The sequence below is a fragment of the Marinobacter orientalis genome, assembly GCF_004792665.1.
Classification (GTDB): Bacteria; Pseudomonadota; Gammaproteobacteria; order Pseudomonadales; family Oleiphilaceae; genus Marinobacter; species Marinobacter orientalis.
In genome coordinates this window covers 129,068-155,837 of the sequence record NZ_SRZX01000004.1, presented here as the reverse complement: position 1 = coordinate 155,837, position 26,770 = coordinate 129,068, and the positions used below count along the sequence as shown (strand labels likewise).

Below are 26,770 nucleotides of genomic sequence, written 5' to 3'. Positions count from 1 at the left end.
ACGAGGTGATGTGACATGATCAGAATTTCATCACAACAGATATTCTCCGGCGGGATCAACCGGCTGCAGGACCTGAACAGCAGTCTTAACCAGACTCAGGAGCAGATCTCCACCGGTAAACGGGTGAACAGGCCGTCGGATGATCCTGTTGCGGCCGCCCGCATTCTCAAGCTGGACCAGGAACTGTCCCGTATTGAAACCTACCAGCGCAATGCCGGACTTGCGGAGAACCGGTTGCAGCAGGAAGAAAGCACACTGGCCAGTTCGGTGGATGTTATCCAGCGTGTTCGTGAACTGACGGTCCAGGCCGGCAATGGCTCTCTGTCTGCGAATGACCGCAAGTCCATTTCTTCCGAAATCAAGGAACGGCTGGGGCAGCTGGCAAACATTGCCAACACCCGTGACGCTTCAGGGGAGTATATCTTCAGCGGCTTCCAGGGCAACACAGCGGCGTTTGCCAAGGATGACTCAGGCAGTTGGGTGTACCAGGGTGACGAAGGGCAGCGAGTGCTGGAGATTGATGACGGTGTAACCGTTCCAATCAGCGATCACGGCAAGGGAATTTTCTCTAACATTGCGGCTGCTGTGTTTGCTGAAGGTGACCCTGCCAATGCGGCAGAAGCCAGAATAGACGGCATTCGGGTCACTGATAACGGAGATCTTGCTACCGTCTCACCCGACGATATCACCCTGACCGTGGACACAGCCACTGCAACCATAACCGCCATCAATAGCCGGACAGGAGACCCTCTACCGGATTCGCCCGTTAATTATGTCAGTGGTGAGCCATTTGAGATCGCGGGGGTGCAGGCGACTATCACGGATGCGGCGGCCGGAGATGAATTCACCATCCGTGCAGGCGAAAAACAGTCGGTATTTGCCACCTTCGAAAACCTGATTGATGGCCTGGATACCATCGACAAGGGCTCGCCAGCAGGCCAGGCAGCTTATGACGACCTGATTGCCGCCTCCCTGCAGAATCTGGACAACGCCCAGGAAAGCGTTGTGCAGAAGCAGACCGAGTTGGGCGGGCGACTGAATGCGGTGGAGTCCACCAGGTCCTTTCTGGAGGATTCCTCCGTTTACAGCGAAGAGATCCGCTCTGAACTGCAGGATGTGGACTACGCCGAGGCCATCAGTAACCTGAGCTTCCAGAGCTTCGTTTTGCAGGCGGCGCAGCAGTCGTTTGCGCAGGTATCGAGGCTGTCACTGTTTGATCGTCTGTAACAAAGGCCTGCCGGAACAAGGAAGCCCGGCACTTGTTATTGCTTTCAGATTCAACCTCAGTATAATTCCCCGCACTCTCCGATGGCGGCGTGGTGAAATTGGTAGACACGACGGATTCAAAATCCGTTGGGGTAAAACCCGTGGCGGTTCGAGTCCGCCCGCCGCTACCACTTACAAGCCGCTCAACGCGGTGTCGTGAACAGTCCATCCAATGAACGTCTCCGATTTTCACTTTGATCTGCCGGATGAACTCATCGCCCGGTATCCACTCAGGGAGCGCAGCGCGTCACGCCTGCTGAGCCTTGACGGCCTTTCCGGCGCAGTTTCCCATCGACAGTTTTCTGACCTTCCGGGCCTTCTGCAGCCCGGCGACCTGCTGGTGTTCAATAACACCCGGGTGATACCGGCACGGTTGTTCGCGAAAAAGCAGACCGGAGGCCAGGTTGAGGTGCTCGTGGAGCGGCTGCTTGGGGAGCACGACATGCTGGCTCACGTGAAGGCATCCAGGGCGCTGAAACCGGGGCAGCGGATAATTCTGGAAGACGGCACTCACCTGCTGATGAAACAGCGGGAGGAGGCACTGTTTCACCTGTTGTGCGATAGCAGCGAACCCTTGCTGGAACTCCTCGAGCGCATCGGTCACATGCCGTTGCCGCCCTATGTGGACCGCCCGGATGAATCCAGTGACCGGGAGCGCTATCAGACCGTCTATGCCAGAGAGGCCGGCGCCGTAGCTGCCCCGACCGCAGGGCTCCATTTCGACGACCGCATTTTCTCGCAACTCCGGGACCGGGGCATCGAAAGCACGTTTGTAACGCTGCATGTGGGGGCCGGCACTTTTCAGCCGGTGCGTGTCGACAGTATTGAAAATCACGTAATGCACAGCGAAGTGGCCCATGTATCCCAGGCCGCTGTTGATGCGGTTAATGCAGCCCGGGCTCGCGGCAGCCGGGTGGTTGCAGTAGGCACAACCTCTGTGCGATCGCTGGAATCGGCCAGCCGCGGCGGTGTACTGAGCCCGTTCAGGGGTGAAACGGATATCTTTATCTATCCCGGTTATCGTTTTCAGACCGTGGACGCGATGGTGACCAATTTTCACCTGCCAGAGTCGACGCTGATCATGCTCGTCAGTGCCTTTGCAGGTTATCAGAACGTGATGAGCGCTTACCGCGAAGCCGTTGCCGAGCACTATCGTTTTTTCAGCTACGGTGACGCCATGTTTATTACAGGGCAGGAACCGAGCCTGGGTGCCCTTAAATCCTGTGCCGGAGAAGGGCGCCCGGAATCCGGAGAGCAATCATGACCGATCAGTGTTTTATGTCCTTTGAAAAACTGGGCGAGGATGGCCGCGCCCGGCGCGGGCGTCTGACCTTTCCCCGGGGCACGGTGGAAACGCCGGCTTTCATGCCCGTGGGCACCTACGGCACCGTCAAAGGCATGCTGCCCAGGGATATCAAGGATATCGGCGCGGAGATCATCCTCGGCAATACCTTTCACCTGATGTTGCGGCCGGGCACCGAAGTGGTGAAGGCCCACGGTGACCTGCACGACTTTACCCAGTGGCACGGTCCGATCCTGACAGACTCCGGTGGCTTCCAGGTATTCAGCCTGGGGGAGATGCGCAAGATCACGGAAGCGGGAGTGACCTTCCGTTCCCCCATAGATGGTTCCCCGGTGGAGTTGTCGCCGGAAATTGCCATGCAGGTGCAGCGCGACCTGGGCTCCGACATCGTGATGATTTTCGATGAATGCACCCCTTACCCCGCCACGGAAAAGCAGGCCAGCGAGTCCATGGAGCTGTCCCTGCGCTGGGCCGAGCGCAGCAAACAGGCGCACGCGGGCAACCCGGCTGCGCTGTTCGGCATTGTCCAGGGCGGTATGTACGAATCGCTGCGGGACCGCTCACTGGAAGGCCTGACCGGAATTGGTTTCGACGGTTATGCCATCGGCGGGCTGTCAGTAGGAGAGCCCAAAGAGGATATGATCCGGATCCTGGATCACCTGCCACCGAAAATGCCGGAGGATCGCCCGCGTTACCTGATGGGTGTTGGCCGCCCGGAGGACCTTGTGGAAGCGGTCCGCCGTGGCGTGGACATGTTCGACTGTGTCATGCCCACCCGTAATGCCCGCAATGGTTACCTGTTCACCTCTACCGGTATCGTCAAGATCCGCAACGCACGTCATCGTCACGATACCGCGCCGCTGGATGACCAGTGCGACTGTTATACCTGCAACAATTTTTCGAGAAGTTACCTGCATCATCTGGATAAGTGTGGAGAAATGCTCGGTTCACAACTCAATACCATTCACAATCTGCGTTACTACCAGAAGGTGATGGCCGGATTGCGTGGCGCAATTGAAGCAGGTACATTGTCGGACTTTATTAGCGACTTCTATGCCCGCCGGGGTGAAACCGTGCCAGCAATGGCCCAATGACAGCGGGACAAGCCGGTTCTGAACCGCTACCTGAACTTTTCTTAAAAAACGGAGATAGTCAATGAAATCAATCAAGTTACTTGTTGCTGCACTCTTTGCCGTAATGCCGGCACTGGCTATGGCTCAGGATCCAGGTGCCGGCGGCATGGGAGTGATGGGGCAGGTGATTTTCTTCGCCGGCTTTATCCTGATTTTCTACTTCCTGATCTGGCGTCCCCAGTCCAAGCGTGCGAAAGAGCACAAGGCACTGATGGCGGGCCTTAACAAGGGTGATGAAGTGGTTACTTCCGGCGGCATGGCTGGAAAGATCACCAAGGTAACTGACGATTTCATCGTAATAGAAATTGCCGACAATGTTGAAGTGAAGGTTCAGAAAGTTGCTGTTGCAGCGGCACTTCCGAAAGGAACTCTGAAGGACATCTGATCGACCGGTTTTCGACTCAGGTCTGAATTTGCCAAGCTGAAACATCACAGCCGGTCCGCTGGCCGGCTTAAAGGGACCCCATGCTGAACAAGTATCCGCTCTGGAAAAATCTGGTAATCCTGATCGCACTGGTGATCGGATTCATCTACGCTCTGCCTAATGTCTTCCCTGATGACTACGCTGTACAGATTACCGGTGCGAGGAGTAGCACCGAGGTCGATCAGAGGATTCTTGAAAGGGCCGTTGATGCACTCGAGGCCAAAGGGATTGTCGTCAAGGAATCCGAGATTCAGGAGCGTGATGCCCTGATCCGGCTGAATGACGCTGAGGCCCAGTTGCGGGCACGGCCGATTGTTCAGGATGCACTCGGCAGGGAGTATCTGGTAGCCCTGAACATGGCACCCTCTACCCCGGAATGGCTGAAAAGCCTTGGTGCCGGGCCGATGAAACTGGGCCTTGATCTGCGCGGTGGTGTCCACTTCCTCCTGGAAGTGGATATGGAGACTGCGGTGGAGCAACGCCTTGAAGCCATGTCCAGTCAGATCAAGCGTGAATTGCGGGAAGAGCGCGTACGCTATCGTGGCGGTGACCTGGAAGGCGACAACTCTATCGTTCTGACCTTCCGGGATGAAGAGTCCCGGAGTGAGGCATTCAACCTTGTTCGCGATCAGTACAACCAGTTCCTGCTGGACGAAGAGACCGAGGATGGAGAATACCGTCTGGTGCTCACGATCTCGGAAGGCGAGGTCAAGTCTATCCAGGATTACGCCCTGGAGCAGAACCTGACGACCATCCGTAACCGGGTGAACGAGCTTGGTGTGGCGGAACCCCTGGTGCAGCGCCAGGGTGCCGACAGGATTATCGTCGAGTTGCCGGGTGTCCAGGACACGGCGGCGGCAAAGCGTGTACTGGGTGCCACCGCCAACCTGGAGTTCCGTCTCGAGGCGCGGCAGGATGCGCCAGAGGCGAGTACCGAAACTTACCAGTTCCGTGACAATCCCAACCGCGAGGCACGCCTGGAAGAGGATGTCATCGTAACCGGCGACAATGTGTCCAATGCCCAGCAGGGCTTCGACGAGAATGGTCAGCCCCAGGTTAATATCACCATGGATTCTGTGGGCGGTGACCTGATGAACCGGGCTACCCGCAACGCCATCGGGCGCAGAATGGCAGTGCTGTTTATCGAATACCGTACAGAAACAGAAGAAGTGGTGGTGGACGGCGAAACCCGTACCGTCGACAACCGCGTTGTTGAAAAAGGCATAATCAGCCTGGCCACAATCCAGTCCGCCCTGGGAATCAGTTTCCGGATTACCGGTCTCGATTCCATTCCGGAAGCTTCGGAGCTGGCGCTGCTGCTGCGAGCCGGCTCACTGGCCGCGCCGATGTACTTCGTGCAGGAGCGCACCATCGGCCCAAGCCTGGGGCAGAAAAACATTGATGCCGGCATGATGTCGGTACTGCTCGGCTTTGTTCTGGTGCTCTGTTACATGGTGGTCTACTACCGTGGCTTTGGCATGATCGCCAATGTTGCCCTGACACTTAACCTGATGCTGCTGATTGCCTGTATGTCGATCCTCTCGGCAACCCTGACCCTGCCGGGTATCGCGGGTATCGTGCTGACGGTGGGTATAGCGGTTGACGCCAACGTGCTTATCTTCGAGCGCATAAAGGAAGAGTTGAAAACAGGTGTTCCGCCGCAGTCTGCGATCAATGCGGGCTACTCCAGAGCGTTTGTGTCGATTTTCGATGCCAATATCACCACCTTGCTGGTGGCAGTGATCCTGTTCGCCATGGGATCGGGCCCGGTGAAAGGGTTCGCGGTGACGCTGTCGATCGGTATTCTCACATCGATGTTCTCCGGGCTGATGGTCAGTCGCAGCATCGTGAATCTTGTATACGGCGGTCGAAAGATCGAAAAGTTGTCGATCGGAGGTAAGCTGGCCAATGTCTGAAGTTGAGAGAAAACCTATCGATTTTATGGGCGCACGGAAAATTGCTTCCGTGGTGTCTATCGCCCTGATTGTGATCGCGATTGCGTTACTGGCGATACGCGGCCTGAACTTCGGGCTTGATTTTACCGGGGGCACGTCTGTTGAGCTTGAGTATCAGCAGGCCCCGGCCCTGGACGATATCCGGGAGACTCTGGAGAGTGCCGGTTACGAGCAGTTTGTGGTGCAGAATTTCGGTTCGGATACCACAGTGCTGATACGGATGGCCGAGTCCGAGAATGATCAGCTGGCGGCCGAGGTGATGGAAGTGCTTTCAGAAGAAGGCGCCGAACTGGAGCTGGTGAGTTCCGAGTTCGTAGGCTCCCAGGTCGGTGACGAACTGAAGGAAGACAGCGGGCTGGGGATGCTGATTGCGCTTGCAGTGGTGCTGATCTACGTGGGCATGCGCTTTCAGTTCAAGTTCGGGATCGCATCGGTTGTGCCGCTCGCCCACGACGTCATTATTGTCCTTGGCGTGTTTTCGCTGTTCCAGTGGACCTTTGACCTGAGTGTGCTGGCCGCGTTGCTGGCGGTCATCGGCTACTCCCTGAACGACACGATTGTTGTGGCGGACCGGATCCGTGAAAACTTCCGCAAGATGCGGGAGGGAGATTCCGAGCACGTGATCAATGAATCGATCCACCAGACCATCAGCCGGACCATCAACACATCCGGCACCACACTTGTGGTTCTGTTTGCCCTTTATTTCATGGGGGGTGAAGCTATCAATAACTTTGCGCTGGCTTTGATCATTGGTGTGGTTGTGGGTACCTATTCATCCATTTACGTTGCTGCCAATATGCTGGTTGCCCTCGGGGTTGCCCGTGAGGATCTGATTGTGCCGCCGAAGGAAGGCCTGGCAGGGCAGGAAGAGGAAGAAGAGCAACCGCCTGAATGGCTGAACCGGATGTAAACCTAAACCGGCCTACCACAAAAAAGCCGCAACACCCCGAGGGGTTGCGGCTTTTTTGTGCGTCTCCGGCTTAGCGCGGCAAACGGCCCCGGAAGGGGTGAAGCGTTTTCAGGACTTCACGGAACAGCTTGGGGTTGGCGACAATAAGCTGTTTCGCTTTTTCCGTTGACGGATTGCCGGAGAAGTCGCCTGTCAGCGCGCCCGATTCCAGTGCCAGAGTTACGCCAATGGCAAGATCTGCAGGTTCGGGGCGGAAAATGACAGCAGCGTCCAGGTGGCCGGAAGACACCCTTGCGATATCCAGGGCAATGCAGCCGGCCGTGCGGAACATGCTGCTGTCGCGGGCCAGCAATGATGCCATCTCGCCCCACATCAGCGGATCATCCCCATATCGGGTCTGGTCAAGCAGGTTACTGACCACTGCAGCGCGATCGGCGTGTTTGATTTCGCTTGTGCGTACGCGCCGGCTGTTCAGGGCTGCACCGTGGCCGCGGCTGGCGGAATATTCTTCACCGGTGACGGGGTTGACCAGCAACACATTCTCGGTGCGGTTGTTTTTCTTCTGCAGCAGTGCCAGTGCGAAATCAGGAATGCCCCGTAAAAAGTTTTCGCGCCCCAGCACCGGAAATATGTGCCAGCTTTTGTCGTTGGCGCCTGCATCCGCGTCGTTCAACGGTGCGATCATGTGGTCTTTGTAGGCCTTTTCGAGCTGCTCCGAGAAATTGTCGTAAACAGACTGCTCGACCCGCTCCAGTTGCTTGCGGCGGTCCTCGCTGTCGCCATTGGGTTCCTGGCGTTCGAAGTGTGCTTTCAGATAATCGGACCCCTGACGCGCGACGCGCAGGGCCATTTTAATAGCTGGTTGCATCTGAGTGTTCATTATCCGGGTGTGTGAAGGCCGCGTATCATATCAAAAACAAGTGCCACTTGTATGTTTTTCGGCTCCGCATTGTCACTGGGGGCGCTGTATCAGGGGGCATTCGAAGAAGCAGGGGCGGGGCAAAATCTGGTATCATGCAGGCCCTTCGGGATCATTATTTACAGGTTACTACAGAGACACGAGCGCCATGCACAAGTCAGCGATGCCCCAGGAGGGCACCGACACCTTTGATGACCAGGTCAGGATTGTTCTGGTTGAGACTTCTCACTCCGGCAATATCGGTGCCGTTGCCAGGGCCATGAAGAATATGGCGCTGGGTAGTCTCTGGCTGGTCAATCCAGTGTCGTTCCCTGATGAAACCTCCTACGCGCGGGCGGCCGGTGCATCGGATGTACTCGATAATGCCCGCGTTGTTACCTCTCTCGACGAGGCCATTGCCGACTGTGTCTGTGTGATGGGTACCAGCGCCCGTGGCCGCAAGGTCCCCTGGCCGGCCATGGCACCGCCCGATGCGGCTGCCATGGCCGCCGAACACTCAGGTGCAGGGCCTGTTGCACTGGTTTTCGGTCGTGAGAACCATGGCTTGAGTAATGAGGAGTTGCAGCGTTGCAACTTTCACATTCATATTCCGTCCAATCCGGACTACAGTTCCCTGAATCTGTCCATGGCTGTCCAGGTGATGTGTTACGAGTTGCGCATGCATTATCTGCGAGGACTTGAAGGTGGCGACGGCAGCCCCTACCTCAGAGCCATGGCCGCGCCGGGGGATGCCGGGTGGGATGTGCCACCGGCACCGGTAAGGGATGTCGAGAGTTTTTTCGAGCATCTTGAGCAGGTGATGGTGGATGTCGATTTCCATCGCCGCGAGAAACCCGGGCTGCTGATGACGAGGTTGCGTCGTCTGTTCCAGAGAGCGAAACTCGATCAGACGGAGATCAACATACTCAGGGGGGTTCTGACTGCTGTCCAGAAGTCCTCTGAAAAGACAGTAAAAAACACTTCCAGGGCTGGTTCTACAGCCGGTGAGCAGGAATAGGGTTATGTTTGAACGTTTAAAGGAAGATGTAAACAGCGTATTTCATCGTGATCCCGCAGCTCGTAATACCTTTGAGGTTCTGACCAATTACCCCGGCCTACATGCGCTCCTCTTCCACCGGTTTTGTCACTGGCTCTGGAATCTGGGCCTGAAGTGGCTCGCGCGCACCTTCTCGACTATTGCCCGCTGGCTGACCGGCATAGAGATTCATCCGGGTGCGACCATTGGCCGTCGCTTTTTCATCGATCACGGGATGGGTGTTGTCATCGGTGAAACTACGGTTATCGGTGATGATGTGACGCTCTACCAGGGCGTAACCCTGGGTGGTACCAGCTGGAGCAAGGGCAAGCGACACCCTACGCTGGGCAATGGTGTTGTGGTCGGTGCAGGTGCCAAGATACTCGGCCCGTTCGAAGTGGGAGAGGGCGCCAAGATCGGCTCCAATTCGGTGGTGACCAAAGCGGTCCCCGAGGGTGCGACGGTGGTCGGCATTCCTGGCCGTGTTGTCGTCAAACGCAGGGACGAAGACAGTGTTCGCCGCAAAGAAATGGAAGAGCGCATGGGGTTCGACGCCTACGGTGTGACCGAGGAAATGCCTGACCCGGTTGCCCGGGCCATGCGCAGCCTGCTGGACCACATGCATGTGGTGGATGATCGAATCGAAAATATGTGCAAGGCTCTGAGGAAGGTCAACAGCGAATACCAGAACGGAGAAATGCCGCCGCTTCAGGAGGAAGATTTCGACTGCGTGCGGGACGATGAACCATCAAAGCGGTGAATACTTGACTGAAATGGTTGGTCAATTCATACTCGCCGCTTATAAAGCCTAATCAATTCCTGACCGGGGCTGAGTTTATGAGACTGACCACCAAAGGCCGCTATGCGGTGACGGCAATGCTGGATCTGGCCCTTCACGGGGATCAGGGGCCGGTCAGTCTGGCAGATATATCTGCCCGGCAGGAGATCTCCCTCTCGTATCTCGAGCAGTTGTTTTCCCGCCTTCGCCGTCACCAGTTGGTGACAAGTATCCGGGGGCCCGGTGGTGGCTACCGGCTGAGCCGCACACCAGACTCCGTGTATATTGCGGAGGTGGTGGACGCGGTCAGCGAGTCCCTGGATACCACCCGTTGCGGCAATAAGGGTGATTGCCAGAATGGCGAGAAATGTCTGACCCACCACCTGTGGTCTGATCTGAGTGATCAGATCCATCAGTTTCTGAGTGATATCAGTCTCGGTGACCTGATGAGAAAGCGGGAGATCCAGGTGGTTGCTACCCGTCAGAACAGGCGCCATTCGGAAGGTGATTCACAGACGATCAACACCGAGCGCCTCTCGGATCAGGCGCCGGCCTGAACGATTATCCTGAAAATTCTATGAAAAAACCTGTCTATCTGGATTATGCGGCGACCACGCCCGTAGATCCCATCGTTGCCGAAGAAATGTGCAAGTACCTCACGCCGGATGGCGTTTACGGGAATCCTGCCTCCCGCTCCCATGCCTACGGCTGGCAGGCCGAAGCTGCAGTGGAAGGTGCCCGTCGGCAGGTTGCCAGCCTTATCCATGCTGACCCACGAGAAATCGTCTGGACGTCCGGTGCCACCGAATCCGATAACCTTGCCATCAAAGGCGCGGTTGCGGGCCGGGACGACCCTCACATTGTGACATCGGTAATCGAGCACAAGGCGGTACTTGATACCTGCAAATGGCTTGAACAGAACGGCGTAAGTGTAACCTGGCTAAAGCCCGGGAGTGATGGCCGCATTGCCCCGGCACAGGTCGAGAGCGCACTTCACGACAATACGGTTCTGGTGAGTCTGATGATGGTGAACAACGAACTGGGCTGTCAGACGGACATTGCAGCGATTGGAGCCATGCTCCGGGAGCGTGGCGTACTGTTTCATGTCGATGCGGCCCAGGCGGCCGGTAAAACCGAAGTGGATGTCAGCGCCATGGCGGTGGATCTGCTTTCACTGTCTGCTCACAAGGTATATGGTCCCAAGGGTATTGGCGCACTGTATGTCCGTCGGTCACCGGATGTGCGCATCGAAGCGCAGATTCATGGCGGTGGGCACGAGCGTGGAATGCGTTCGGGCACGCTGCCAACGCACCAGATTGTGGGGATGGGCAAGGCGTTCGAGCTTGCAGCCGGGCAGCTTGAGCAAGAGCAGGCGATGCTGGAACGTCTCCGCAGCCGCTTTCTGCAAGGCCTGAAGAACCTTGACGGCGTAGCGCTCAACGGCAGTGAAGAACACCGGGTGCCGGGCATCGTCAACCTGTCTTTTGCCGGCGTGGACGCGGAGTCCCTGATGCTGGGCTTGAGGAATCTTGCAGTGTCGTCCGGATCCGCCTGTGCGTCTGCGACCGTTGAGCCATCGTTCGTGTTGAGAGGAATAGGTCTGGGAGATGAGCAGGCCCATCGGGCTCTGAGGTTTTCTTTTGGCCGTTTTTCCACAGTGGAGGAGATTGACTTCGCAGCGACGCAAATCGTTGACGTTGTTACCCGTCTCCGTTCAGTGCGGTAGGCAGTTGCCTCCGGACTGCGTATAATCCCAACCCTGAAATTTTTCAGAACCTGTAATGGAGACAGATCATGGCAAACGAGCGCACGCTCTCGATTATCAAGCCCGACGCAGTCGCAAAAAATGTGATCGGCGAGATTTACACCCGCTTTGAAAAAGCGGGACTGGCGATTGTTGCCGCGAAGATGATGCATCTGACTCAGGAGCAGGCGGAAGGGTTCTATGCCGAGCACAAGGAACGCCCGTTTTTCAATGATCTGGTTGCCTTCATGACGTCCGGCCCGGTTGTTGTTCAGGTTCTGGAAGGCGAAGATGCTATCGTGAAGAATCGCGACCTGATGGGTGCTACCAATCCCAAGGAAGCGGAAGCAGGCACTATTCGCGCCGACTTTGCATCGTCCATTGATGCCAATGCGGTTCATGGTTCGGATTCGGCAGCGTCTGCCGAGCGCGAGATCGCGTATTTTTTCAATGACGGCGAGATCTGCCCCCGCGGCTGATTGAGCTGCACCGGGCCGGAACCATTTCCGGCCCGGATTGGTTATCTGATCGAGGTTATGAAATGACAGCTGTTGCTGAGAAAACCAACCTTCTGGGAATGCCGAAGGCCAAGATGGAGGCTTTCTTCGAATCCCTGGGGGAGAAGCGTTTCCGGGCAACACAGGTGTTGCAGTGGATTCATCAGCGTGGTGCCGATGACTTCGATCAAATGACCAATATGAGCAAGGTGCTGCGGGAAAAACTGAAGGAAGTGGCAGAGATTCGCGGGCCGGAAGTGGTCTACGACGAATCATCGAAAGACGGTACCCGCAAGTGGGCCATGCGCATGGATAACGGCAACAGTGTCGAAACTGTGCTGATTCCTGATGGTGAACGCGGCACTCTGTGTGTTTCTTCCCAGATTGGCTGTAGCCTGGACTGTACTTTCTGCTCAACGGGAAAACGGGGCTTCAACCGTAACCTGACCGCTGCCGAGATTATTGGCCAGGTCTGGGTGGCCCGCAAGGCGTTCATGCCCTTCGAGCCCGGCCCGGATCGCCCGATCACCAACGTGGTGATGATGGGCATGGGTGAGCCGCTGCTGAACTTCGATAACGTGGTTGACGCCATGAACCTGATGATGGAGGACCTGGCTTACGGCATCTCCAAGCGCAGGGTGACGGTGAGCACTTCCGGCGTGGTTCCGGCAATAGACCGGCTGGGCGAGGTTACCGATGTTTCACTGGCCATTTCGCTTCACGCGCCCAACGATGAATTGCGTAACCAACTGGTGCCGTTGAATAAGAAGTACCCGATTTCCGAGTTGCTGGCTGCCACGCGCCGTTATCTCGCCCGCCTGCCGGATAAACGCAAAGCAACCATCGAGTATACAGTGATTGAAGGGGTCAATGATCAGCCGGAACATGCGAGGGAGCTGGCGGTTGTTTTGCGCGGCTTACCGTGCAAGATCAACCTGATTCCCTTCAACCCGTTCCCCGAGAGTGATTTCCGGCGTCCGAGCATGAACGCCACCCGTCGCTTTCAGGCTGTTCTCAATGAGGCGGGGTATATTGCAACTGTCAGAACAACCCGCGGCGACGATATTGATGCGGCTTGCGGGCAGCTTGTTGGCATGGTGGAAGATCGGACCAGGAGAAGCCAGCGTTACATACAGGTGCACCAGGTCAGTCCATGAGTCCGGGTGAGGTTTCGCCCCTGAATACAAGAGGAATTATCCATTGTGACATCTGAACCGGTAAACAGGGTACGGGCTGCATTTGCCATGGTATTACTGGCAATCTTTGTCACAGGCTGTGTGACCAAAACCGATAGCCGATTCGCCCGCGAAGCCGATCGTGAGAAAGCAGTAAAGAACTACGTTCAGCTGGCGACAGCCTATATTGGCCAGGACAACATAGACCGCGCCAGAAACCACATTGACCGCGCTCTCGAGCTTTCGCCGGAAAACCCGGGTGCTCTTGCCGCGAAGGGCCTGGTCTACCAGTCAGAGGGTGAACCGGAACTGGCAGAGCGAGCATTCAAAGATGCCCTGGACAGCGATCCCGACTACACCCGTGGACGGGTTTATTATGGCGCCTATCTGTATCGGGAGCGGCGATTTGAAGAGGCTCGTGACCAGTTCCTGGCCGCTTCGCGGGATACTGACTACCCTGAGCGTGGATCGGTTTTTTTCAATCTTGGCCTGACTGAAGAGCGATTGGGCAATCTTGATGGCGCTGTAACGGCGTATCGACGGGCCGTCGAATTATCCCGTGGCGACGCCAGATCGTTGCTTGCGCTGTCGCGCACGCTGGTGGAGAGCGGCGAATATGAGGCTGCTGCTCGCTATTACAGCCGTCTGACCAATCTGATGCAGCGAAACCGGAACCTTCGCCATTCTCCGGAAAGCCTGTATACAGGCATTCGCATTGCCCGCCACTTCGGTGACCGGAATCTGGCATCGAGTCTGGGACTGCAGCTGAAGAACAACTTTCCGAACTCTGTCGAATACCAACAATACAGGGTGATGACGTCAAATGGACAGTGATGACACACAACAGCCAGTGGTGAATGAACCCGCAGGGCAGCAACTGCGGCGCGCACGGGAACAGAAGGGGCTGAGTGTCTCGGCCGTGGCTGATGCGCAACACCTGCGTCCGGCAGTCATACATGCCATCGAGGATGGCGCTTACGAACAGATCGACAGTGAACTGTTCCTGAAGGGATATGTCAGAATTTATGCGCGGCAGGTTGGCCTCGACCCGGACAGCCTTATTGCGACACTGGACAAGGAGCTTGAACCACTGCGGGAAAGAAAGGCGCAGGCGGAAGAGCTGAATCCGCTGGTTGATATTGAGCGCCGTAGGCGCCAGAAGCGCCATATTGCAAAGCTGCTGTTTTTTGTTCTTGTTATTGCCATTGCCGTATTTGTGGGTCTTCGTTTTCTGGATAACAGCGGTATGACCGTTGCACCCGAAGAGCCGGGTACCTCCGACATGCCATCAGAGTCGGTTGAAGAGTCGGTTGAGCCAGCGCAGTCCGAGACTGACGTCAGCGATGCTTCAGGCGCCGTCGGTGGTTCTAGCGGAGAAAACGGCGATGTCGCGAAACCGCTGCGGACGGAGGTTGAGCCGGGCAGCGACGAGCTGGCTGTCGAAGACGGCGGTATACCGGCACCGATGAACGGACAGAGTGAAATTCCTCTGGTTGCAGACAGCGATTCCGGTGAGGCCGCCAGGCCTGTGGGGGAACAGGCTTCAGAACCAACAGGCGACATTGACGAGAGCCGTGTACCGGTGGTCACCATTACTCAGGAACCAGCATTCGAGGAAAGCGCGCGGCCGGACGCGGCAGTGGGAAACGCCCGACTGGAAATGACGTTCAGCGGTGAGTGCTGGGTTCAGGTGACGGACTCCGCTGGCAATCGTCTGCTGGGGTCTTTGCAGCGGGATGGTGATCGCGTCGAGGTTTCCGGCAGAGTGCCGATTGAGGTGATTGTTGGCGCTGTTGATGCTGTCGAGTCCATTCGCTTCGATGGGGAAGCCGTGGATATATCCGAATTCAGGGCTTTCAATAACCGCGCAGAATTTTCGCTGGATATCTGATAGTTACGAACACACTTTTCCGGTTGGCAGCTATGAATCACGAATCTCCTATCAAAAGACGTAAATCCCGCCAGATAATGGTGGGTGATGTTCCCGTTGGTGGGGACGCTCCGATTGCCGTTCAGAGCATGACCAACACCAATACCTGCGACGTGGATGCTACGGTGGGCCAGATCCGGGCGCTCCAGGAAGCGGGTGCCGATATCGTCCGGGTATCGGTGCCGACCATGGACGCTGCCGAGGCCTTTGGTAAAATCCGCTCCCTGGTATCGGTGCCTCTGGTGGCGGACATCCACTTTGACCACCGTATTGCCCTGAGGGTGGCGGAGCTTGGTGTTGACTGCCTTCGGATCAACCCGGGAAATATCGGACGGGATGATCGTGTCAGTGCGGTTATCAGCGCCGCCCGGGACAGGAATATTCCGATTCGAATCGGGGTCAATGCCGGTTCGCTGGAAAAAGCCCTGCAGCGCAAATACGGCGAGCCTACACCAGAGGCACTGGTGGAATCGGCCATGCGCCATATCGATATTCTCGACAAACACGATTTCCAGAACTTCAAGGTCAGCCTCAAGGCCTCTGAAGTTTTCATGACGGTGGCGGCATACCGCCAGATTGCAGCGCAGATCGACCAGCCACTGCATCTGGGCATCACCGAGGCAGGGGGGTTTCGTTCCGGTACCGTGAAGTCATCGATTGGCCTGGGCATGTTGTTGATGGACGGTATTGGCGACACCATCCGGGTGTCCCTTGCGGCAGATCCGGTTCAGGAGATCAAGGTCGGATTCGATATACTCAAAAGCCTTCGTCTGCGCAGCCGCGGTATAAACTTTGTGGCTTGCCCAAGCTGTTCGCGCCAGAATTTCGATGTTATCCAGACCATGAATGACCTTGAGGCCCGCCTGGAAGATGTGAACGAGCCGCTGGATGTGGCCATTATCGGTTGTATTGTTAACGGTCCGGGCGAGGCCAAGGTGGCGGATCTCGGTCTCACCGGTGGTAGCCCGAAGAATCTGTTCTACATGTCGGGCAAGCCCAACCAGAAACTCGATAATGCCAACCTGACCGAGGATCTGGAACGACTGATCCGCGAGGAAGTCGCCCGTCGCAAGGAAAAGGAAGACGCGATCATTACCCGCTCGACTGACTGAGTGCTGGTCGTCAAATCACTGAAACAGAAAAGGTAGTAACTTGGCTAAGATCCAGGCAATCCGCGGGATGAACGATATCCTGCCAGAACAGACGCCGGTATGGCAGTTTGTCGAAGACACAGTCAGGCGGGTGCTTTCGCAATACGGTTACCAGGAAATCCGCATGCCAGTGGTAGAACAGACAGACCTGTTCAAGCGGTCCATTGGCGAAGTAACGGATATTGTCGAGAAGGAAATGTATACCTTCGAGGACCGCAATGGCGACAGCCTGACTCTGCGCCCGGAGGGCACTGCCGGCTGTGTTCGCGCTGCTGAAGAGCATGGCCTGCTATTCAACCAGACCCGCCGCCTGTGGTATACAGGCCCCATGTTCCGTCACGAACGCCCGCAGAAAGGTCGCTACCGCCAGTTTCACCAGATCGGCGTGGAATGTTTCGGAATGAACGGCCCTGATATCGATGCCGAACTGCTTGTGCTGACGGCCCGTCTCTGGCGTGAGCTCGGGCTGAGCGAACATACCCGCCTGGAAATCAATTCCATCGGTACCTCGGCGGCGCGCCGTGAATACCGGGAGGCTCTGGTGGCCTATCTGTCCGGTTATCGGGATCAGCTGGATGATGACAGCCAGCGCCGCCTGGCCACCAATCCCCTGCGTATCCTGGACAGCAAGCACCCTGGAACCCAGCAGGTTCTGGCGGATGCGCCAAAGCTGGATGACTATCTCGATCATGAGTCAGTGGAGCACTTCCGCGAGCTTCGCTCATTGCTGGATGCCGCCGGTGTCGATTACACGGTGAACCCGCGCCTGGTGCGTGGGCTTGACTACTATGGCAAAACCGTCTTCGAGTGGATCACCGACAGCCTTGGCGCACAGGGTACCGTATGCGCCGGTGGCCGATACGACGGGCTGGTTGAGCAATTGGGTGGCAAACCCACCTGCGCTGTGGGGTTTGCCATGGGCCTTGAACGGCTGATTCTGTTGCTGGAAACTCTCAGCCTGGTTCCGGCCAGTGCCAACGGCAATGTGGATGTGTATGTTACTGCGATGGGAGAGGCTGCGGTGGCACCCGCACTGTCACTTGGCGAGTCACTGCGTTCTGCCTTGCCGGGCGCCCGGATAATGAGCCATTGTGGCGGTGGCAGCTTCAAGAGCCAGATGAAAAAGGCAGATCGCAGCGGCGCACGTTACGCCATCATTCTTGGCGAAAACGAACTGGCCAACGACTCAGTGGCACTCAAGCCGTTGCGGTCGGATGAATCACAACAGGATATTGCCCGGGCCGAACTCGCGGGCATACTGGAAGAATTGCTGGGCCGCTGATGGCGGGCCGACAGGCTGCAGGCACAATAATCATCAATTACAGGAGTCATCATGGCTGAAGTTCGCACTGAGGAAGAAACGGTCCAGGCAATCAAGGACTGGTGGAAGAAAAACGGCAGCTCGCTCCTGATCGGTATCGCCGCGGCACTGGCTATCGTATTTGGTTGGCAGGCCTGGCAGAACCATCAGATGCAGCAGCGCACCGAAGCCGCTTCGCAGTTTGCCGACCTGATCAACGCCTACAGCGATGAGAGCGATGAAAACCGCGCCGAGACAGTTGCCTACGTGGCCCAGAACCTGCGTGAGGAATACAGTGACAGCGCATTTGCCATCTATGGCATGCTGATGCTGGCCCGGCAACAGATGATGGACCAGGATGACCCGGAAGCTGCCATCGAGTCCCTTACCTGGGCCCGCGAGAATGCGGAAGAATCCGGCGCCCTGGCGCTGGTGATCCGTAACCGGCTGGCCCGGGCCCAGTTTGGTGCCGAGCAGTATGACGTCGCTCTCAACACCATTGAGAGCGTGGACGATACCGGTAGTTTCAGCGCCATTTTCTCAGAGCTGAAAGGCGATATCCTGCTGGCACAGGGTAATCGTGACGCTGCCCGTGACGCCTACCTGGCGGCGAGAGATCAGAATCAGCAGGGGCGTAGCGGTATTCTTGAGCTCAAGCTCTCGGATCTTGGTGTAGGGGAGGGAGACTGATGCCCCTGGTGTTTAAAGGGCAAATGCGTCCCGCACCATTGATCGTCCTGCTGGTGATCGCACTGCTTGCCGGCTGCAGTGCCACGGATACTTATGAGCAGCCAGCGCCGGTGCCTGAAATTTCCGCCTCCGTTGAGCTCGAAACTGTGTGGACCATGTACGTGGGGGAGGGGCACGATGACAACTTCCTTTACCTGGCACCACTGAATGCCGGCGATATCCTCTACGCCGCCTCGGCTGAAGGTGAAATCTGGGCTGTCAGGCCGGAAAATGGAGAGGTGGTCTGGTATCAGGATCTCGACGAGGACATCAGTGCCGGAGTTGGCGGGGACCAGGGCAACCTGTATCTGGTTACCCGCGATGCGCAGCTGAAAGCTCTGTCGCGGCAGGACGGCACCGAGTTATGGGAGCAGTCCCTGCCAAACGAGGCGGTGGCTTCTCCGCAGTCAAACGGCCGCCTTGTAGTGGCACAGACGATTGACGGTAAAGTACTGGCGTTCGATGTCAATGGTGGCGAAAAGGCCTGGCAATACGACAGTGATGTACCGGTCCTGTCCATTCGCGCGGCGGCATCACCGCTGGTAGGTGCGGATCTGGTGCTGGCGTCACTGTCCAACGGCAAGCTGATGGCGATTTCCACTGAGACCGGGCAACCTGTGTGGCAGTATGAAGTGGGTCAACCCCAGGGGCGCACAGAGCTGGAAAGACTGGTGGATGTTGCCGGAGAGCCGCTGATTCTGGAAAGCGCGGCCATGGTGGTTGGTTATCAGGGCAAGCTGGCCCTGGTGGACCTGCAGAGTGGCCAGGAAATATGGAGCCGTAAGGAATCCAGCCTGCAATCTCCCATGATAGGCAGCGGCAACATTTTCATAGCCGGAGCCGATGGTAACATTACCGCCTATCGCGGCTCTGACCGTCGCGAATTGTGGGTTCAGGATAAGCTCTCCTGGCGTCAGCCCACGCAACCGGTTGTCTACGGCGATTATCTGCTGGTTGGAGATTATGAAGGTTACATCCATATGATGTCACTGGAGGACGGTAGCCTCGAGGGCCAGCGGGAGTTTGACGACGAAGGATTGCGGGTGCCTTTCCAGCGCCTGCAGAATGGAAACCTGCTGGTTTACGGCAATAGCGGTAAGATGTCTGTTCTTAAATTACCGGAGCGCGACTGAGCGTTCCTTTCCGGCCGTATCGCTGTGAAGCGCCGGCCCTGTTCACTGTGTAGCGAAAGATTATGACCCCTGTAATTGCACTTGTCGGGCGTCCCAACGTTGGCAAGTCGACACTGTTTAACCAGATGACGCGGTCCCGGGATGCGCTTGTAGCGGATTTTCCGGGCCTCACCCGTGACCGCAAATACGGCGAGGGCGATTACGAGGGCCAGCGGTTTATTGTAATTGATACCGGTGGCCTCACTGGCAACGAGGAAGGCCTTGACGCAGAAATGGCCCGCCATTCCATGCAGGCGGTTGAAGAGGCTGATATCGTGCTGTTCCTGGTGGACGGCAAAGCCGGGCTTAATGGCGGTGACGAACTGATTGCCAACCATCTGCGCAAAACCGGCAAGCGGGCACACCTGGTCGTCAACAAGACTGACGGTCAGGACCCTGACATTGCCGCCTCTGATTTTCACGGCCTTGGATTCACTTCGACCTTTCTGATTGCAGCCTCTCACAACCGCGGCATCCGTTCGATGCTTGAGGAACTGCTGCCTTCGGAAGAAGAGCGTGAAGCCCAGGACAGGGCGGATCGGTATCCGGGTATCCGGATCGGGATCGTCGGTCGACCCAATGTGGGGAAATCCACTCTGGTTAACCGCATGCTGGGCGAAGATCGGGTTGTGGTCTTTGACATGCCCGGCACCACCAGGGACAGCATTTACATCCCCTATGAGCGTATGGATCACCAGTACACGCTGATCGATACAGCAGGCGTTCGCCGCCGCAAGAACGTCAGCGAGACCGTGGAAAAGTTTTCCATTATCAAGACACTGCAGGCCATCGACGACGCCCATGTGGTTATCCTGGTGATCGATGCCCGGGAAGGGCTGGTGGACCAGGATCTTCACCTGATTGGTTTTGTTCTGGATGCGGGCCGCTCACTGGTCATCGCCATCAATAAATGGGATGGCATGGACCCTGAAGACAAGGCGAAGGTGAAAGAGCAGGTTCAGCGTCGCCTGGATTTTCTCGATTACGCCGACAAGCACTATATTTCCGCACTGCACGGCTCCGGTGTTGGTGTGATGTACGATTCGGTTCATGACTGCTACGAATCCGCGATGGCCAAGTGGCCCACTAACCGGCTTACTGCCATTCTTCAGGATGCAACCGCACAGCATCAGCCGCCACTGGTGCAGGGGCGCCGTATCAAGCTCCGTTATGCCCACCAGGGCGGCTCCAACCCCCCGGTAATCGTGGTGCACGGCAACCAGACAGATGCGTTACCGGGCGCTTACAAGCGCTACCTGGAGAATACCTTTCGCAAGGTACTGAAGGTAAACGGCTCACCCATCCGCTTTGAATTCCGTTCCAGTGAGAATCCGTTTGCCAACAAGGTCAGCCGGCTGACCCCTCGTCAGAAGGTCAAGCAGGACAACGACCTCAAGAAAGGCCGGCCGGTGAAAAAGAAAGCGAGAATGAAGAGCAGGAAACGCTGATCCTGCCAGCGCAGGGCTGATGCTTCAGATCAACCCTGCGTCCTCCACCTGCCTGGCCTGTACTGCGGTGAGAGCAATGGTAAAGACGATGTCTTCCACCGTCGCTCCCCGGGAAAGGTCGTTAACCGGTTTCCTGAGGCCCTGAAGCATGGGGCCGATACTCACTACGTTGGCGCTGCGCTGAACCGCTTTGTAGGTGGTGTTACCTGTATTAAGGTCGGGGAAGATAAAGACCGTTGCCTTGCCGGCGACCTTGCTGTTGGGCGCCTTGCTTCTGGCAACGCTTTCGATGGCTGCGGCGTCGTATTGCAGGGGGCCGTCAATCATCAGATCAGGGCGCCTTTCCCGTGCGATTCTGGTGGCTTCCCGCACTTTGTCCACGTCCTCGCCACTGCCCGACTCGCCGGTGCTGTAGCTGATCATGGCCACTACCGGCTCAATACCGAACGCTTCCGCCGAACCTGCGCTCTGAATTGCTATATCAGCCAGGTCCTCTGCATCGGGATCCGGATTGATTGCGCAATCACCATAGACAACAACCTGTTGCGGTAGCAGCATGAAAAAAACAGAAGACACCACCTTTGCATGCTCGTGGGTCTTGATCAGTTGCAGCGCCGGGCGCACAGTGTTGGCGGTGGTGTGGTTAGCGCCCGATACCAGCCCGTCAGCCTTGTCTTCGGCAACCATCATGGTTCCCAGAACCACATTGTCTTCCAGCATCGCTTTGGCCATATCCGGGGCCAGGCCCTTGTGTTTGCGAAGCTTCACCATCGGCTCGACATAGTGTTCGCGAACCTCCGCAGGGTCGATGATTTCCATTTCATCAGGCAATTCCAGGCCCTGGGACCGGGCCACATTTTCAATATCATTACGGTCACCCAGCATTATGCAGTGAGCCAGATTGCGCTGGTGGCAGATAATCGCCGCATGGACCGTACGGGGTTCATTGCCCTCCGGCAGGACGATGCGTTTGCCAGCGGCCCGGGCGCGTTCCGACAGTAAATAGCGAAAAGCCGGTGGCGATAGCCCGCGCTGGCGTTCTACCTTCAGGTGTTCTCTGAGCCATTCGGCGTCAATGCGGGTAGCAACTGCCTCCATGGCTTTTTCAATCCGGTCCGGATCATCCGCAGGGATGGCGGGCGAAAGACTGGCGAGGCGGTGAGCCGTTTCGTAGGTATTGGTTTTCGTTCTCATGACGGGCAGCCCCGTTTCCAGTGCCCGGCTGCAGAGTTCGATTACTCTGTCGTCGGGCATAAGCCCGCCTGTCAGCATGATGCCGGCGAGCGGGACGCCATTAAGTGCTGCAACCGCAGTGGTTACCATAATGTCCTCCCGGTCTCCCGGCGTCACCATGAGGGTGCCCGGTTTCAGGGTGTCTATCATATTGCGAATAGTGCGGGCACTGACGGTCACTTTCTGGACACGGCGGGTGTGCATTTCCCCTTCGTGGAGTACTTCCGAGTCCATTTCACGGACAATGTCCGAAACCCGTGGCGCCATCAGCTCCGGTTGCCAGGGAATGACAGCAAGCAGCCGGTACTGGCCGTCCCTGAAAACGCTACAGGCCTGGTCATAATCAACCGTTTCCGTTGGGACTCTGGAATTTACCCAGGGCGTGAATTCAGATCTCTCGGGTTCGCCAACCTTGTTGAGAACCACGCCGATCACGTCCGGATCCGACGGACTCGAGAACAGTCGGGCGTAGAACTCCAGTTCCTCGTCGAGACTTTGTGGATCGGTAGTGCCCGGAGTACTGACCAGAACAACCTCGGAACCCAGGTTGCGGGCTACCTCCATGTTCAGTCTTGCGATATAGGCTTCTTTTGTGTCCAGTACCAGACCCTCGATAATAACCACATCAACGGTCCTGGCTACTTTCTGATATTCGCCCACGATGGTTTCCAGGAGCTGGTTGTCCTTACCGGTATTGAGAAGGTTCTGGGCTTCTTTCAGGCTCATCGGGTCGGGAGGCTCGAGATGACTACGGGCCCGAACAAAAGCCACGGAGCTGTCTTCCCCTCCGTTATGGTGGGCCTCACCGTCATAGACTGACTGGCGAAACGGTTTGTAAAACCCTACGCTGACCCCCACTCGCTCAAGTGCTCTGAGCATGCCCAGGCAGACCGACGTTAACCCGGAGTTGAGGGCTGTTGGCGCAATAAAAAGACTTTTTGCCATGGATGGCTTCCTGCGTTGATTCGTCGTTATTCAGCCATTCCGGGAGGCCACCAGCGCTTCCCTGGCTATCACAAGTTCTTCATTGGTCGGTATGACCAGAACACGGAAGCGGCTGTCTGCCCCTTCAATCTGTCCATTACTGATGTTGCCGTGATGGTTGTTCAGCTCGCCATCGACGGTGAATCCGAACAGACCGAGGTGCTCCAGTGTCCTTTTCCGCACCAGACTGCTGTTTTCGCCGATCCCTCCTGTGAAGACGAGGGCATCGAGATGCGCCAGGGAGGCCATCATGGCTCCTACGTATCGTGCGAGGCGGAAGCAGAAGACATCAATGGCAGTCTGCGAGGGTTCATGGCCGTGATCTGCCAGTTCGCACAGGGCCCGCATGTCATTGGTCTGGCCCGACAATCCCAGCAGGCCACTCTCTTTGTTCAGCATACGGTGAACCTGCTCTGCGTTCATGTCCTTGTTGGCAAGAAAATCAAACAGGCCGGGGTCTACATCGCCACTGCGAGTGCCCATCACGAGCCCCTCCAGAGGTGTCAGCCCCATACTGGTATCAACACTGTTGCCGTCACGAATGGCGGTGATACTGCAGCCATTGCCCAAGTGAGCGGAGATAATGGATGTGGTGGCGGGGGTTTTGCCCAGAATGCGGGCTGTCTCAGTCAACATAAACTGATGGCTGGTGCCATGGAAGCCATAGCGCCGAATACCCCAGTCGTTGTACAGCTGCCTGGGGAGGGCGTAAAGATAGGCTTTCGGCGGCAGCGTATGGTGGAAGGCGGTATCGAATACCGCGACCTGGGGAACGTCCGGAAACAGGGCTGTGGTTGCCTCGATTCCTGTCAGGTTAACCGGGTTGTGGAGCGGCGCCAGGCTCGCGCAGTTTTTTATTGCAGCGAGTGCGTCATCATTGATGGGTGCCGCTTCACGAAAGGTTTCGCCGCCATGGACGACCCGATGCCCAATGGCAGCGGGTGTTTCATCAAGCAGCCCGCAGTCCTGCCAGACATTAACAAGTGCGTTCAGCGCCTCCTTATGGCCGGCTCCGGCACTAAGGTCAATCCGTTCCTCGCGGCCTTTGACCGTGGCAAAGGCGTCATCTTTGCCAAGACGTTCAGCCAGGCCACTGGATACCTTGTTCAGCTGTCCGTCAAACAGTGCAATTTTGAGTGATGAACTGCCACAATTAATGACGAGTATCGTTTCTTCCATGATAAGTCCATTTTTACTCAGTGGCTTTTCAGCGAACCCGATGATTGGATCTGAGCCATGACCGGAAATCGTCCTCCGGCAGCGGGCGGCTGTAAAAATAACCTTGGGAGTAGTCACAGCCTTCCCGTTGGAGGAAGTGGGTCTGTGCTTCTTCCTCAACTCCTTCTGCTATAACCTGCAGGTTGAGGCTGTGGGCCATATTGATGATGGCCCTGACCAGGGCTGCGTCGTCCGCTTCTTTCATTACATCCTGTACAAAGGATTTGTCAACTTTCAGCGTATCAAACGGATAGCTTTTAAGGTAGCTCAGCGCGGAGAAGCCGGTTCCGAAATCGTCCACAGCAAGGCGAACGCCGGATTGATCCAGCTGACGCAGTATATCAGCGGTCTCAATGGTGTTATCCAGTATCAGGCGCTCTGTAATTTCCAGTTCGAGCTGATGGGGCTCCAGGCCACTGGATTCAAGAGCATTCATGACGGTATAAACAAAACCCGGATCCCGGAACTGCCGCGGAGATACATTCACCGATATGCCGATGCTGGTGCCCATGGTTTTTTTCCAGCGCATCGCCGCATGGCAGGCTTCGTGCAGTACCCACTCGCCGATAGGTGTAATCAGACCCGTTTCCTCTGCCAGCGGGATGAAACGATCGGGCATGACCATGCCCAGGCCGGGATTGTTCCAGCGTAGCAGAGCCTCTGCCGACGAGAGTTCGCCGGAATCCGTATGCACAATCGGCTGGTAGTAAAGCTCGAATTCTTTCTGTTCCAGTGCCCGGCGCATCAGCGATTCCATCTGCAGTCTCTCGTGGGACACTTCGGTCATTTCCGGAGCAAAAAGTGCGTAGGCACTCTTGCCCTTGCGCTTGGCCTGGTACATTGCGGCATCGGCGTGCTGCAACAGGGTGCCACTGTTATCCGAGTCATTGGGGAATATGGCTATGCCGATACTGGTGGTGACAAACACTTCCTGGCCGTTGAGCAGGTAGGGCGGGGCAAAGGTCTTGAGAATACGCTCTGCTACCTGAGAGGTTGCTTCAGGGCCGGTCAGTCCTGGCAGAATAACCAGGAACTCGTCGCCGCCAAGTCTGGCAACGGTGCTGGTTCCCCGCAGGCAGCTCGAAATGCGGCGCGCTGCTTCAATCAGGAGGTTGTCGCCTGCATCATGTCCAAGGGTGTCGTTGATGTGTTTGAAGTTGTCCAGATCCAGAAACATGACGCCAACCAGCGAGCTTTCGCGCCGCGCCTGGGCCAACGCGAGCTTGAGCCGGTCAAGCGCCAGCATCCGGTTGGGAAGGCCGGTGAGAATGTCATAGTTCGCCTGCCGCAGAAGCTGCTGCTCGTATCGTTTGCGGATACTGATGTCTTCGCCGAGGATGAGGTACCCGGTTGCTTCTCCGTTGGCATTCTTGATGGGAGTGACAATCAATTGCTCCCAGAAGCGCTCACCGTTTTTGCGAACGCTGTTGATTTCACCCTGCCAAACGCCAACACGCTGAACCTGAAGACGAATGGATTGCCACAACTGCCGGTTCTCGCGATTGGCATGGGCATCCTCGGAAAGCATGCCTGGATGCCTGCCGAGGATGGAATCGGCATCGTAGCCGGTGAGCTGTGTGAACTTATGATTCGCGAACTCGATGCGCCACTGACGGTCACAAATCAGTACTGACGAGGGACTTTGCTCAATTGCCTTGGAGAATTTGCGAATCTCCTCGGCATCCCTGGCCTGCCGCTCCACGTCATCATTGAGTCGCTCCCGCATCTGGTTGATGGCATCGGTTACCTGGGCCAGTTCATCATTTCGATTCAGCGGACTGTCGGGTCGGTCCAGTTCGAGTGGTTGCGAGAGATTACTGAGGGAGAAGTTGCGGGCATAGTTGGCCATGGTGCTGAGATGGCGGACAACGAAATACTGGAATATCCAGATAATCAGAATCGACACAACGAAGATTTTCAGAAACTCGGTCGTCAGTACCACCACAACCTTTTGCTTCATGTCCGAATACACGCGGTCCAGATCCGCGGTTACGGTCAGTTGGCCCAGGGTGAACGTGCCTCCCCCCCCATGCGCCAGTTCAAAGGTATGTTCGGTGGTCCTTGTGTCACGGGGTATGTTGCCCATCACCAGTTCGGAATCAGGCTCGATCTTGAGTCGCAGATGGACGATGTCCGGAAGGCTCAGGATGCCCTCGAGCTGGGTCTGTAGCAGTTTCTGGTCAAGTGCCCAGAGGCTGCGGGCAAGGCTGGAGGTATAACCGGTCTCAATCACCTCCATCCGCCGGTCAATCTGGGCCAGATCCTTACGATAGTCTGAATAGATCTGGAAAGCCGAGGAAATCAGTGTGAACACGGTACTGAATAGCAGGATATAAGCGAGTAGCCGGAAGGACAGCGGAGACCCCGTTCGAAATTGTTGCAGACGATTCAGCAGTTTTTGCATGTCCTATACTTCGGCCGCACAGGGAGGATTTGGTCGCTAACGGTCAGGCTATATCTTCAGGACTATAACAGCAGTTTCTTGC

Annotated in this window: 23 protein-coding genes and 1 tRNA gene; 20 read left to right on the top strand and 4 right to left on the bottom strand. The window is 56.7% G+C overall.

Translation table 11 applies throughout. The annotated features are described in order from the left end of the window. Positions 1-15: 15 nt before the first annotated feature. From flgL to secF, 7 genes are all read left to right on the top strand, one after another. The gene (gene flgL / locus DIT72_RS12720; protein ID WP_135955623.1) at positions 16-1,227 is read left to right on the top strand and encodes a flagellar hook-associated protein FlgL; all 1,212 of its coding nucleotides are present in this window, start codon (positions 16-18) and stop codon (positions 1,225-1,227) included. Between the two features lie 83 nt (positions 1,228-1,310). Then, positions 1,311-1,397: transfer RNA gene (locus tag DIT72_RS12715), tRNA-Leu, on the top strand. A 41-nt stretch (positions 1,398-1,438) separates the two neighbouring features. After that, positions 1,439-2,530, top strand: a complete 1,092-nt coding sequence (gene queA, locus DIT72_RS12710; RefSeq protein WP_135955622.1) for a tRNA preQ1(34) S-adenosylmethionine ribosyltransferase-isomerase QueA — start codon at positions 1,439-1,441, stop codon at positions 2,528-2,530. Positions 2,531-2,544: 14 nt separating this feature from the next. Next, entirely contained in the window at positions 2,545-3,663 is a 1,119-nt protein-coding gene (tgt, locus tag DIT72_RS12705; protein ID WP_135955773.1) for a tRNA guanosine(34) transglycosylase Tgt, read from the top strand. A 61-nt stretch (positions 3,664-3,724) separates the two neighbouring features. Next, positions 3,725-4,087, top strand: a complete 363-nt coding sequence (gene yajC / locus DIT72_RS12700; RefSeq protein WP_135955621.1) for a preprotein translocase subunit YajC — start codon at positions 3,725-3,727, stop codon at positions 4,085-4,087. A gap of 80 nt (positions 4,088-4,167) precedes the next feature. After that, positions 4,168-6,042 (top strand): protein translocase subunit SecD, encoded by a 1,875-nt coding sequence (gene secD / locus DIT72_RS12695; protein WP_135955620.1) that lies wholly within the window; start codon positions 4,168-4,170, stop codon positions 6,040-6,042. Next, the gene (secF, locus tag DIT72_RS12690; RefSeq protein WP_135955619.1) at positions 6,035-6,991 is read left to right on the top strand and encodes a protein translocase subunit SecF; all 957 of its coding nucleotides are present in this window, start codon (positions 6,035-6,037) and stop codon (positions 6,989-6,991) included. Before secD ends, secF begins: the two co-directional genes overlap by 8 nt. 70 nt (positions 6,992-7,061) lie before the next feature. On the opposite strand, the gene DIT72_RS12685 is transcribed toward secF, so the two are convergent. Continuing rightward, positions 7,062-7,859 (bottom strand): inositol monophosphatase family protein, encoded by a 798-nt coding sequence (locus DIT72_RS12685; protein WP_135955618.1) that lies wholly within the window; start codon positions 7,857-7,859, stop codon positions 7,062-7,064. Between the two features lie 199 nt (positions 7,860-8,058). On the opposite strand from DIT72_RS12685, the gene trmJ reads away from it, so the two are divergent. The 13 genes from trmJ to der all read left to right on the top strand — a co-directional run bounded on the left by trmJ (position 8,059) and on the right by der (position 20,849). After that, positions 8,059-8,907: a tRNA (cytosine(32)/uridine(32)-2'-O)-methyltransferase TrmJ gene (trmJ, locus tag DIT72_RS12680; RefSeq protein WP_135955617.1), complete on the top strand. Its 849-nt coding sequence runs from the start codon at positions 8,059-8,061 to the stop codon at positions 8,905-8,907. Between the two features lie 4 nt (positions 8,908-8,911). Then, entirely contained in the window at positions 8,912-9,685 is a 774-nt protein-coding gene (gene cysE, locus DIT72_RS12675; RefSeq protein WP_135955616.1) for a serine O-acetyltransferase, read from the top strand. Between the two features lie 77 nt (positions 9,686-9,762). Further along, positions 9,763-10,260 carry a Fe-S cluster assembly transcriptional regulator IscR gene (gene iscR, locus DIT72_RS12670; RefSeq protein ID WP_135955615.1) on the top strand — a complete coding sequence of 166 codons (498 nt, stop codon included), beginning with the start codon at positions 9,763-9,765 and terminating at the stop codon, positions 10,258-10,260. 20 nt (positions 10,261-10,280) lie between these two features. Further along, positions 10,281-11,429 carry an IscS subfamily cysteine desulfurase gene (locus DIT72_RS12665; protein ID WP_135955614.1) on the top strand — a complete coding sequence of 383 codons (1,149 nt, stop codon included), beginning with the start codon at positions 10,281-10,283 and terminating at the stop codon, positions 11,427-11,429. 68 nt (positions 11,430-11,497) lie between these two features. Further along, a complete protein-coding gene (ndk, locus tag DIT72_RS12660) occupies positions 11,498-11,926 on the top strand; it encodes a nucleoside-diphosphate kinase (RefSeq protein WP_135955613.1) in 429 nt (142 codons plus the stop codon). Positions 11,927-11,988: 62 nt separating this feature from the next. Then, on the top strand, positions 11,989-13,101 hold the full coding sequence (rlmN, locus tag DIT72_RS12655; RefSeq protein WP_135955612.1) for a 23S rRNA (adenine(2503)-C(2))-methyltransferase RlmN: 1,113 nt from the start codon (positions 11,989-11,991) through the stop codon (positions 13,099-13,101). A gap of 87 nt (positions 13,102-13,188) precedes the next feature. Then, positions 13,189-13,953 carry a type IV pilus biogenesis/stability protein PilW gene (gene pilW / locus DIT72_RS12650; RefSeq protein WP_135955772.1) on the top strand — a complete coding sequence of 255 codons (765 nt, stop codon included), beginning with the start codon at positions 13,189-13,191 and terminating at the stop codon, positions 13,951-13,953. Next, positions 13,943-15,010 carry a RodZ domain-containing protein gene (locus DIT72_RS12645; RefSeq protein ID WP_135955611.1) on the top strand — a complete coding sequence of 356 codons (1,068 nt, stop codon included), beginning with the start codon at positions 13,943-13,945 and terminating at the stop codon, positions 15,008-15,010. Before pilW ends, DIT72_RS12645 begins: the two co-directional genes overlap by 11 nt. Before the next feature lie 32 nt (positions 15,011-15,042). Continuing rightward, entirely contained in the window at positions 15,043-16,161 is a 1,119-nt protein-coding gene (gene ispG, locus DIT72_RS12640; RefSeq protein ID WP_135955610.1) for a flavodoxin-dependent (E)-4-hydroxy-3-methylbut-2-enyl-diphosphate synthase, read from the top strand. A 40-nt stretch (positions 16,162-16,201) separates the two neighbouring features. Next, positions 16,202-17,482: a histidine--tRNA ligase gene (gene hisS / locus DIT72_RS12635; RefSeq protein WP_135955609.1), complete on the top strand. Its 1,281-nt coding sequence runs from the start codon at positions 16,202-16,204 to the stop codon at positions 17,480-17,482. A gap of 51 nt (positions 17,483-17,533) precedes the next feature. Continuing rightward, positions 17,534-18,190 carry a YfgM family protein gene (locus DIT72_RS12630; RefSeq protein WP_135955608.1) on the top strand — a complete coding sequence of 219 codons (657 nt, stop codon included), beginning with the start codon at positions 17,534-17,536 and terminating at the stop codon, positions 18,188-18,190. Then, entirely contained in the window at positions 18,190-19,362 is a 1,173-nt protein-coding gene (gene bamB / locus DIT72_RS12625) for an outer membrane protein assembly factor BamB (RefSeq protein ID WP_135955607.1), read from the top strand. The genes DIT72_RS12630 and bamB overlap by 1 nt, the downstream gene beginning before the upstream one ends. Before the next feature lie 62 nt (positions 19,363-19,424). Next, positions 19,425-20,849, top strand: a complete 1,425-nt coding sequence (gene der, locus DIT72_RS12620) for a ribosome biogenesis GTPase Der (protein ID WP_135955606.1) — start codon at positions 19,425-19,427, stop codon at positions 20,847-20,849. A gap of 24 nt (positions 20,850-20,873) precedes the next feature. On the opposite strand, the gene pta is transcribed toward der, so the two are convergent. Genes pta through DIT72_RS12605 form a run of 3 tightly spaced genes read right to left on the bottom strand, consistent with a single transcriptional unit; the run spans position 20,874 to position 26,688 of the window. Next, the gene (gene pta, locus DIT72_RS12615) at positions 20,874-23,027 is read right to left on the bottom strand and encodes a phosphate acetyltransferase (RefSeq protein ID WP_135955605.1); all 2,154 of its coding nucleotides are present in this window, start codon (positions 23,025-23,027) and stop codon (positions 20,874-20,876) included. 30 nt (positions 23,028-23,057) lie between these two features. After that, the gene (locus DIT72_RS12610; protein ID WP_169450030.1) at positions 23,058-24,248 is read right to left on the bottom strand and encodes an acetate/propionate family kinase; all 1,191 of its coding nucleotides are present in this window, start codon (positions 24,246-24,248) and stop codon (positions 23,058-23,060) included. Positions 24,249-24,273: 25 nt separating this feature from the next. After that, the gene (locus DIT72_RS12605; protein ID WP_135955603.1) at positions 24,274-26,688 is read right to left on the bottom strand and encodes a bifunctional diguanylate cyclase/phosphodiesterase; all 2,415 of its coding nucleotides are present in this window, start codon (positions 26,686-26,688) and stop codon (positions 24,274-24,276) included. Between the last annotated feature and the right edge of the window lie 82 nt (positions 26,689-26,770).

Bases quoted from the DNA above. Each gene is read 5' to 3' on its own strand.
- DIT72_RS12630 (WP_135955608.1), top strand. From the start codon at position 17,534: ATGGCTGAAGTTCGCACTGAGGAAGAAACGGTCCAGGCAATCAAGGAC.
- pta (WP_135955605.1), bottom strand. From the start codon at position 23,027: ATGGCAAAAAGTCTTTTTATTGCGCCAACAGCCCTCAACTCCGGGTTA.
- ndk (WP_135955613.1), top strand. From the start codon at position 11,498: ATGGCAAACGAGCGCACGCTCTCGATTATCAAGCCCGACGCAGTCGCA.
- der (WP_135955606.1), top strand. From the start codon at position 19,425: ATGACCCCTGTAATTGCACTTGTCGGGCGTCCCAACGTTGGCAAGTCG.
- bamB (WP_135955607.1), top strand. From the start codon at position 18,190: ATGCCCCTGGTGTTTAAAGGGCAAATGCGTCCCGCACCATTGATCGTC.
- rlmN (WP_135955612.1), top strand. From the start codon at position 11,989: ATGACAGCTGTTGCTGAGAAAACCAACCTTCTGGGAATGCCGAAGGCC.
- DIT72_RS12645 (WP_135955611.1), top strand. From the start codon at position 13,943: ATGGACAGTGATGACACACAACAGCCAGTGGTGAATGAACCCGCAGGG.
- DIT72_RS12605 (WP_135955603.1), bottom strand. From the start codon at position 26,688: ATGCAAAAACTGCTGAATCGTCTGCAACAATTTCGAACGGGGTCTCCG.
- iscR (WP_135955615.1), top strand. From the start codon at position 9,763: ATGAGACTGACCACCAAAGGCCGCTATGCGGTGACGGCAATGCTGGAT.
- queA (WP_135955622.1), top strand. From the start codon at position 1,439: ATGAACGTCTCCGATTTTCACTTTGATCTGCCGGATGAACTCATCGCC.
- pilW (WP_135955772.1), top strand. From the start codon at position 13,189: ATGGTATTACTGGCAATCTTTGTCACAGGCTGTGTGACCAAAACCGAT.
- yajC (WP_135955621.1), top strand. From the start codon at position 3,725: ATGAAATCAATCAAGTTACTTGTTGCTGCACTCTTTGCCGTAATGCCG.
- secF (WP_135955619.1), top strand. From the start codon at position 6,035: ATGTCTGAAGTTGAGAGAAAACCTATCGATTTTATGGGCGCACGGAAA.
- ispG (WP_135955610.1), top strand. From the start codon at position 15,043: ATGAATCACGAATCTCCTATCAAAAGACGTAAATCCCGCCAGATAATG.
- secD (WP_135955620.1), top strand. From the start codon at position 4,168: ATGCTGAACAAGTATCCGCTCTGGAAAAATCTGGTAATCCTGATCGCA.
- trmJ (WP_135955617.1), top strand. From the start codon at position 8,059: ATGCACAAGTCAGCGATGCCCCAGGAGGGCACCGACACCTTTGATGAC.
- DIT72_RS12665 (WP_135955614.1), top strand. From the start codon at position 10,281: ATGAAAAAACCTGTCTATCTGGATTATGCGGCGACCACGCCCGTAGAT.
- DIT72_RS12685 (WP_135955618.1), bottom strand. From the start codon at position 7,859: ATGCAACCAGCTATTAAAATGGCCCTGCGCGTCGCGCGTCAGGGGTCC.
- tgt (WP_135955773.1), top strand. From the start codon at position 2,545: ATGTCCTTTGAAAAACTGGGCGAGGATGGCCGCGCCCGGCGCGGGCGT.
- cysE (WP_135955616.1), top strand. From the start codon at position 8,912: ATGTTTGAACGTTTAAAGGAAGATGTAAACAGCGTATTTCATCGTGAT.
- flgL (WP_135955623.1), top strand. From the start codon at position 16: ATGATCAGAATTTCATCACAACAGATATTCTCCGGCGGGATCAACCGG.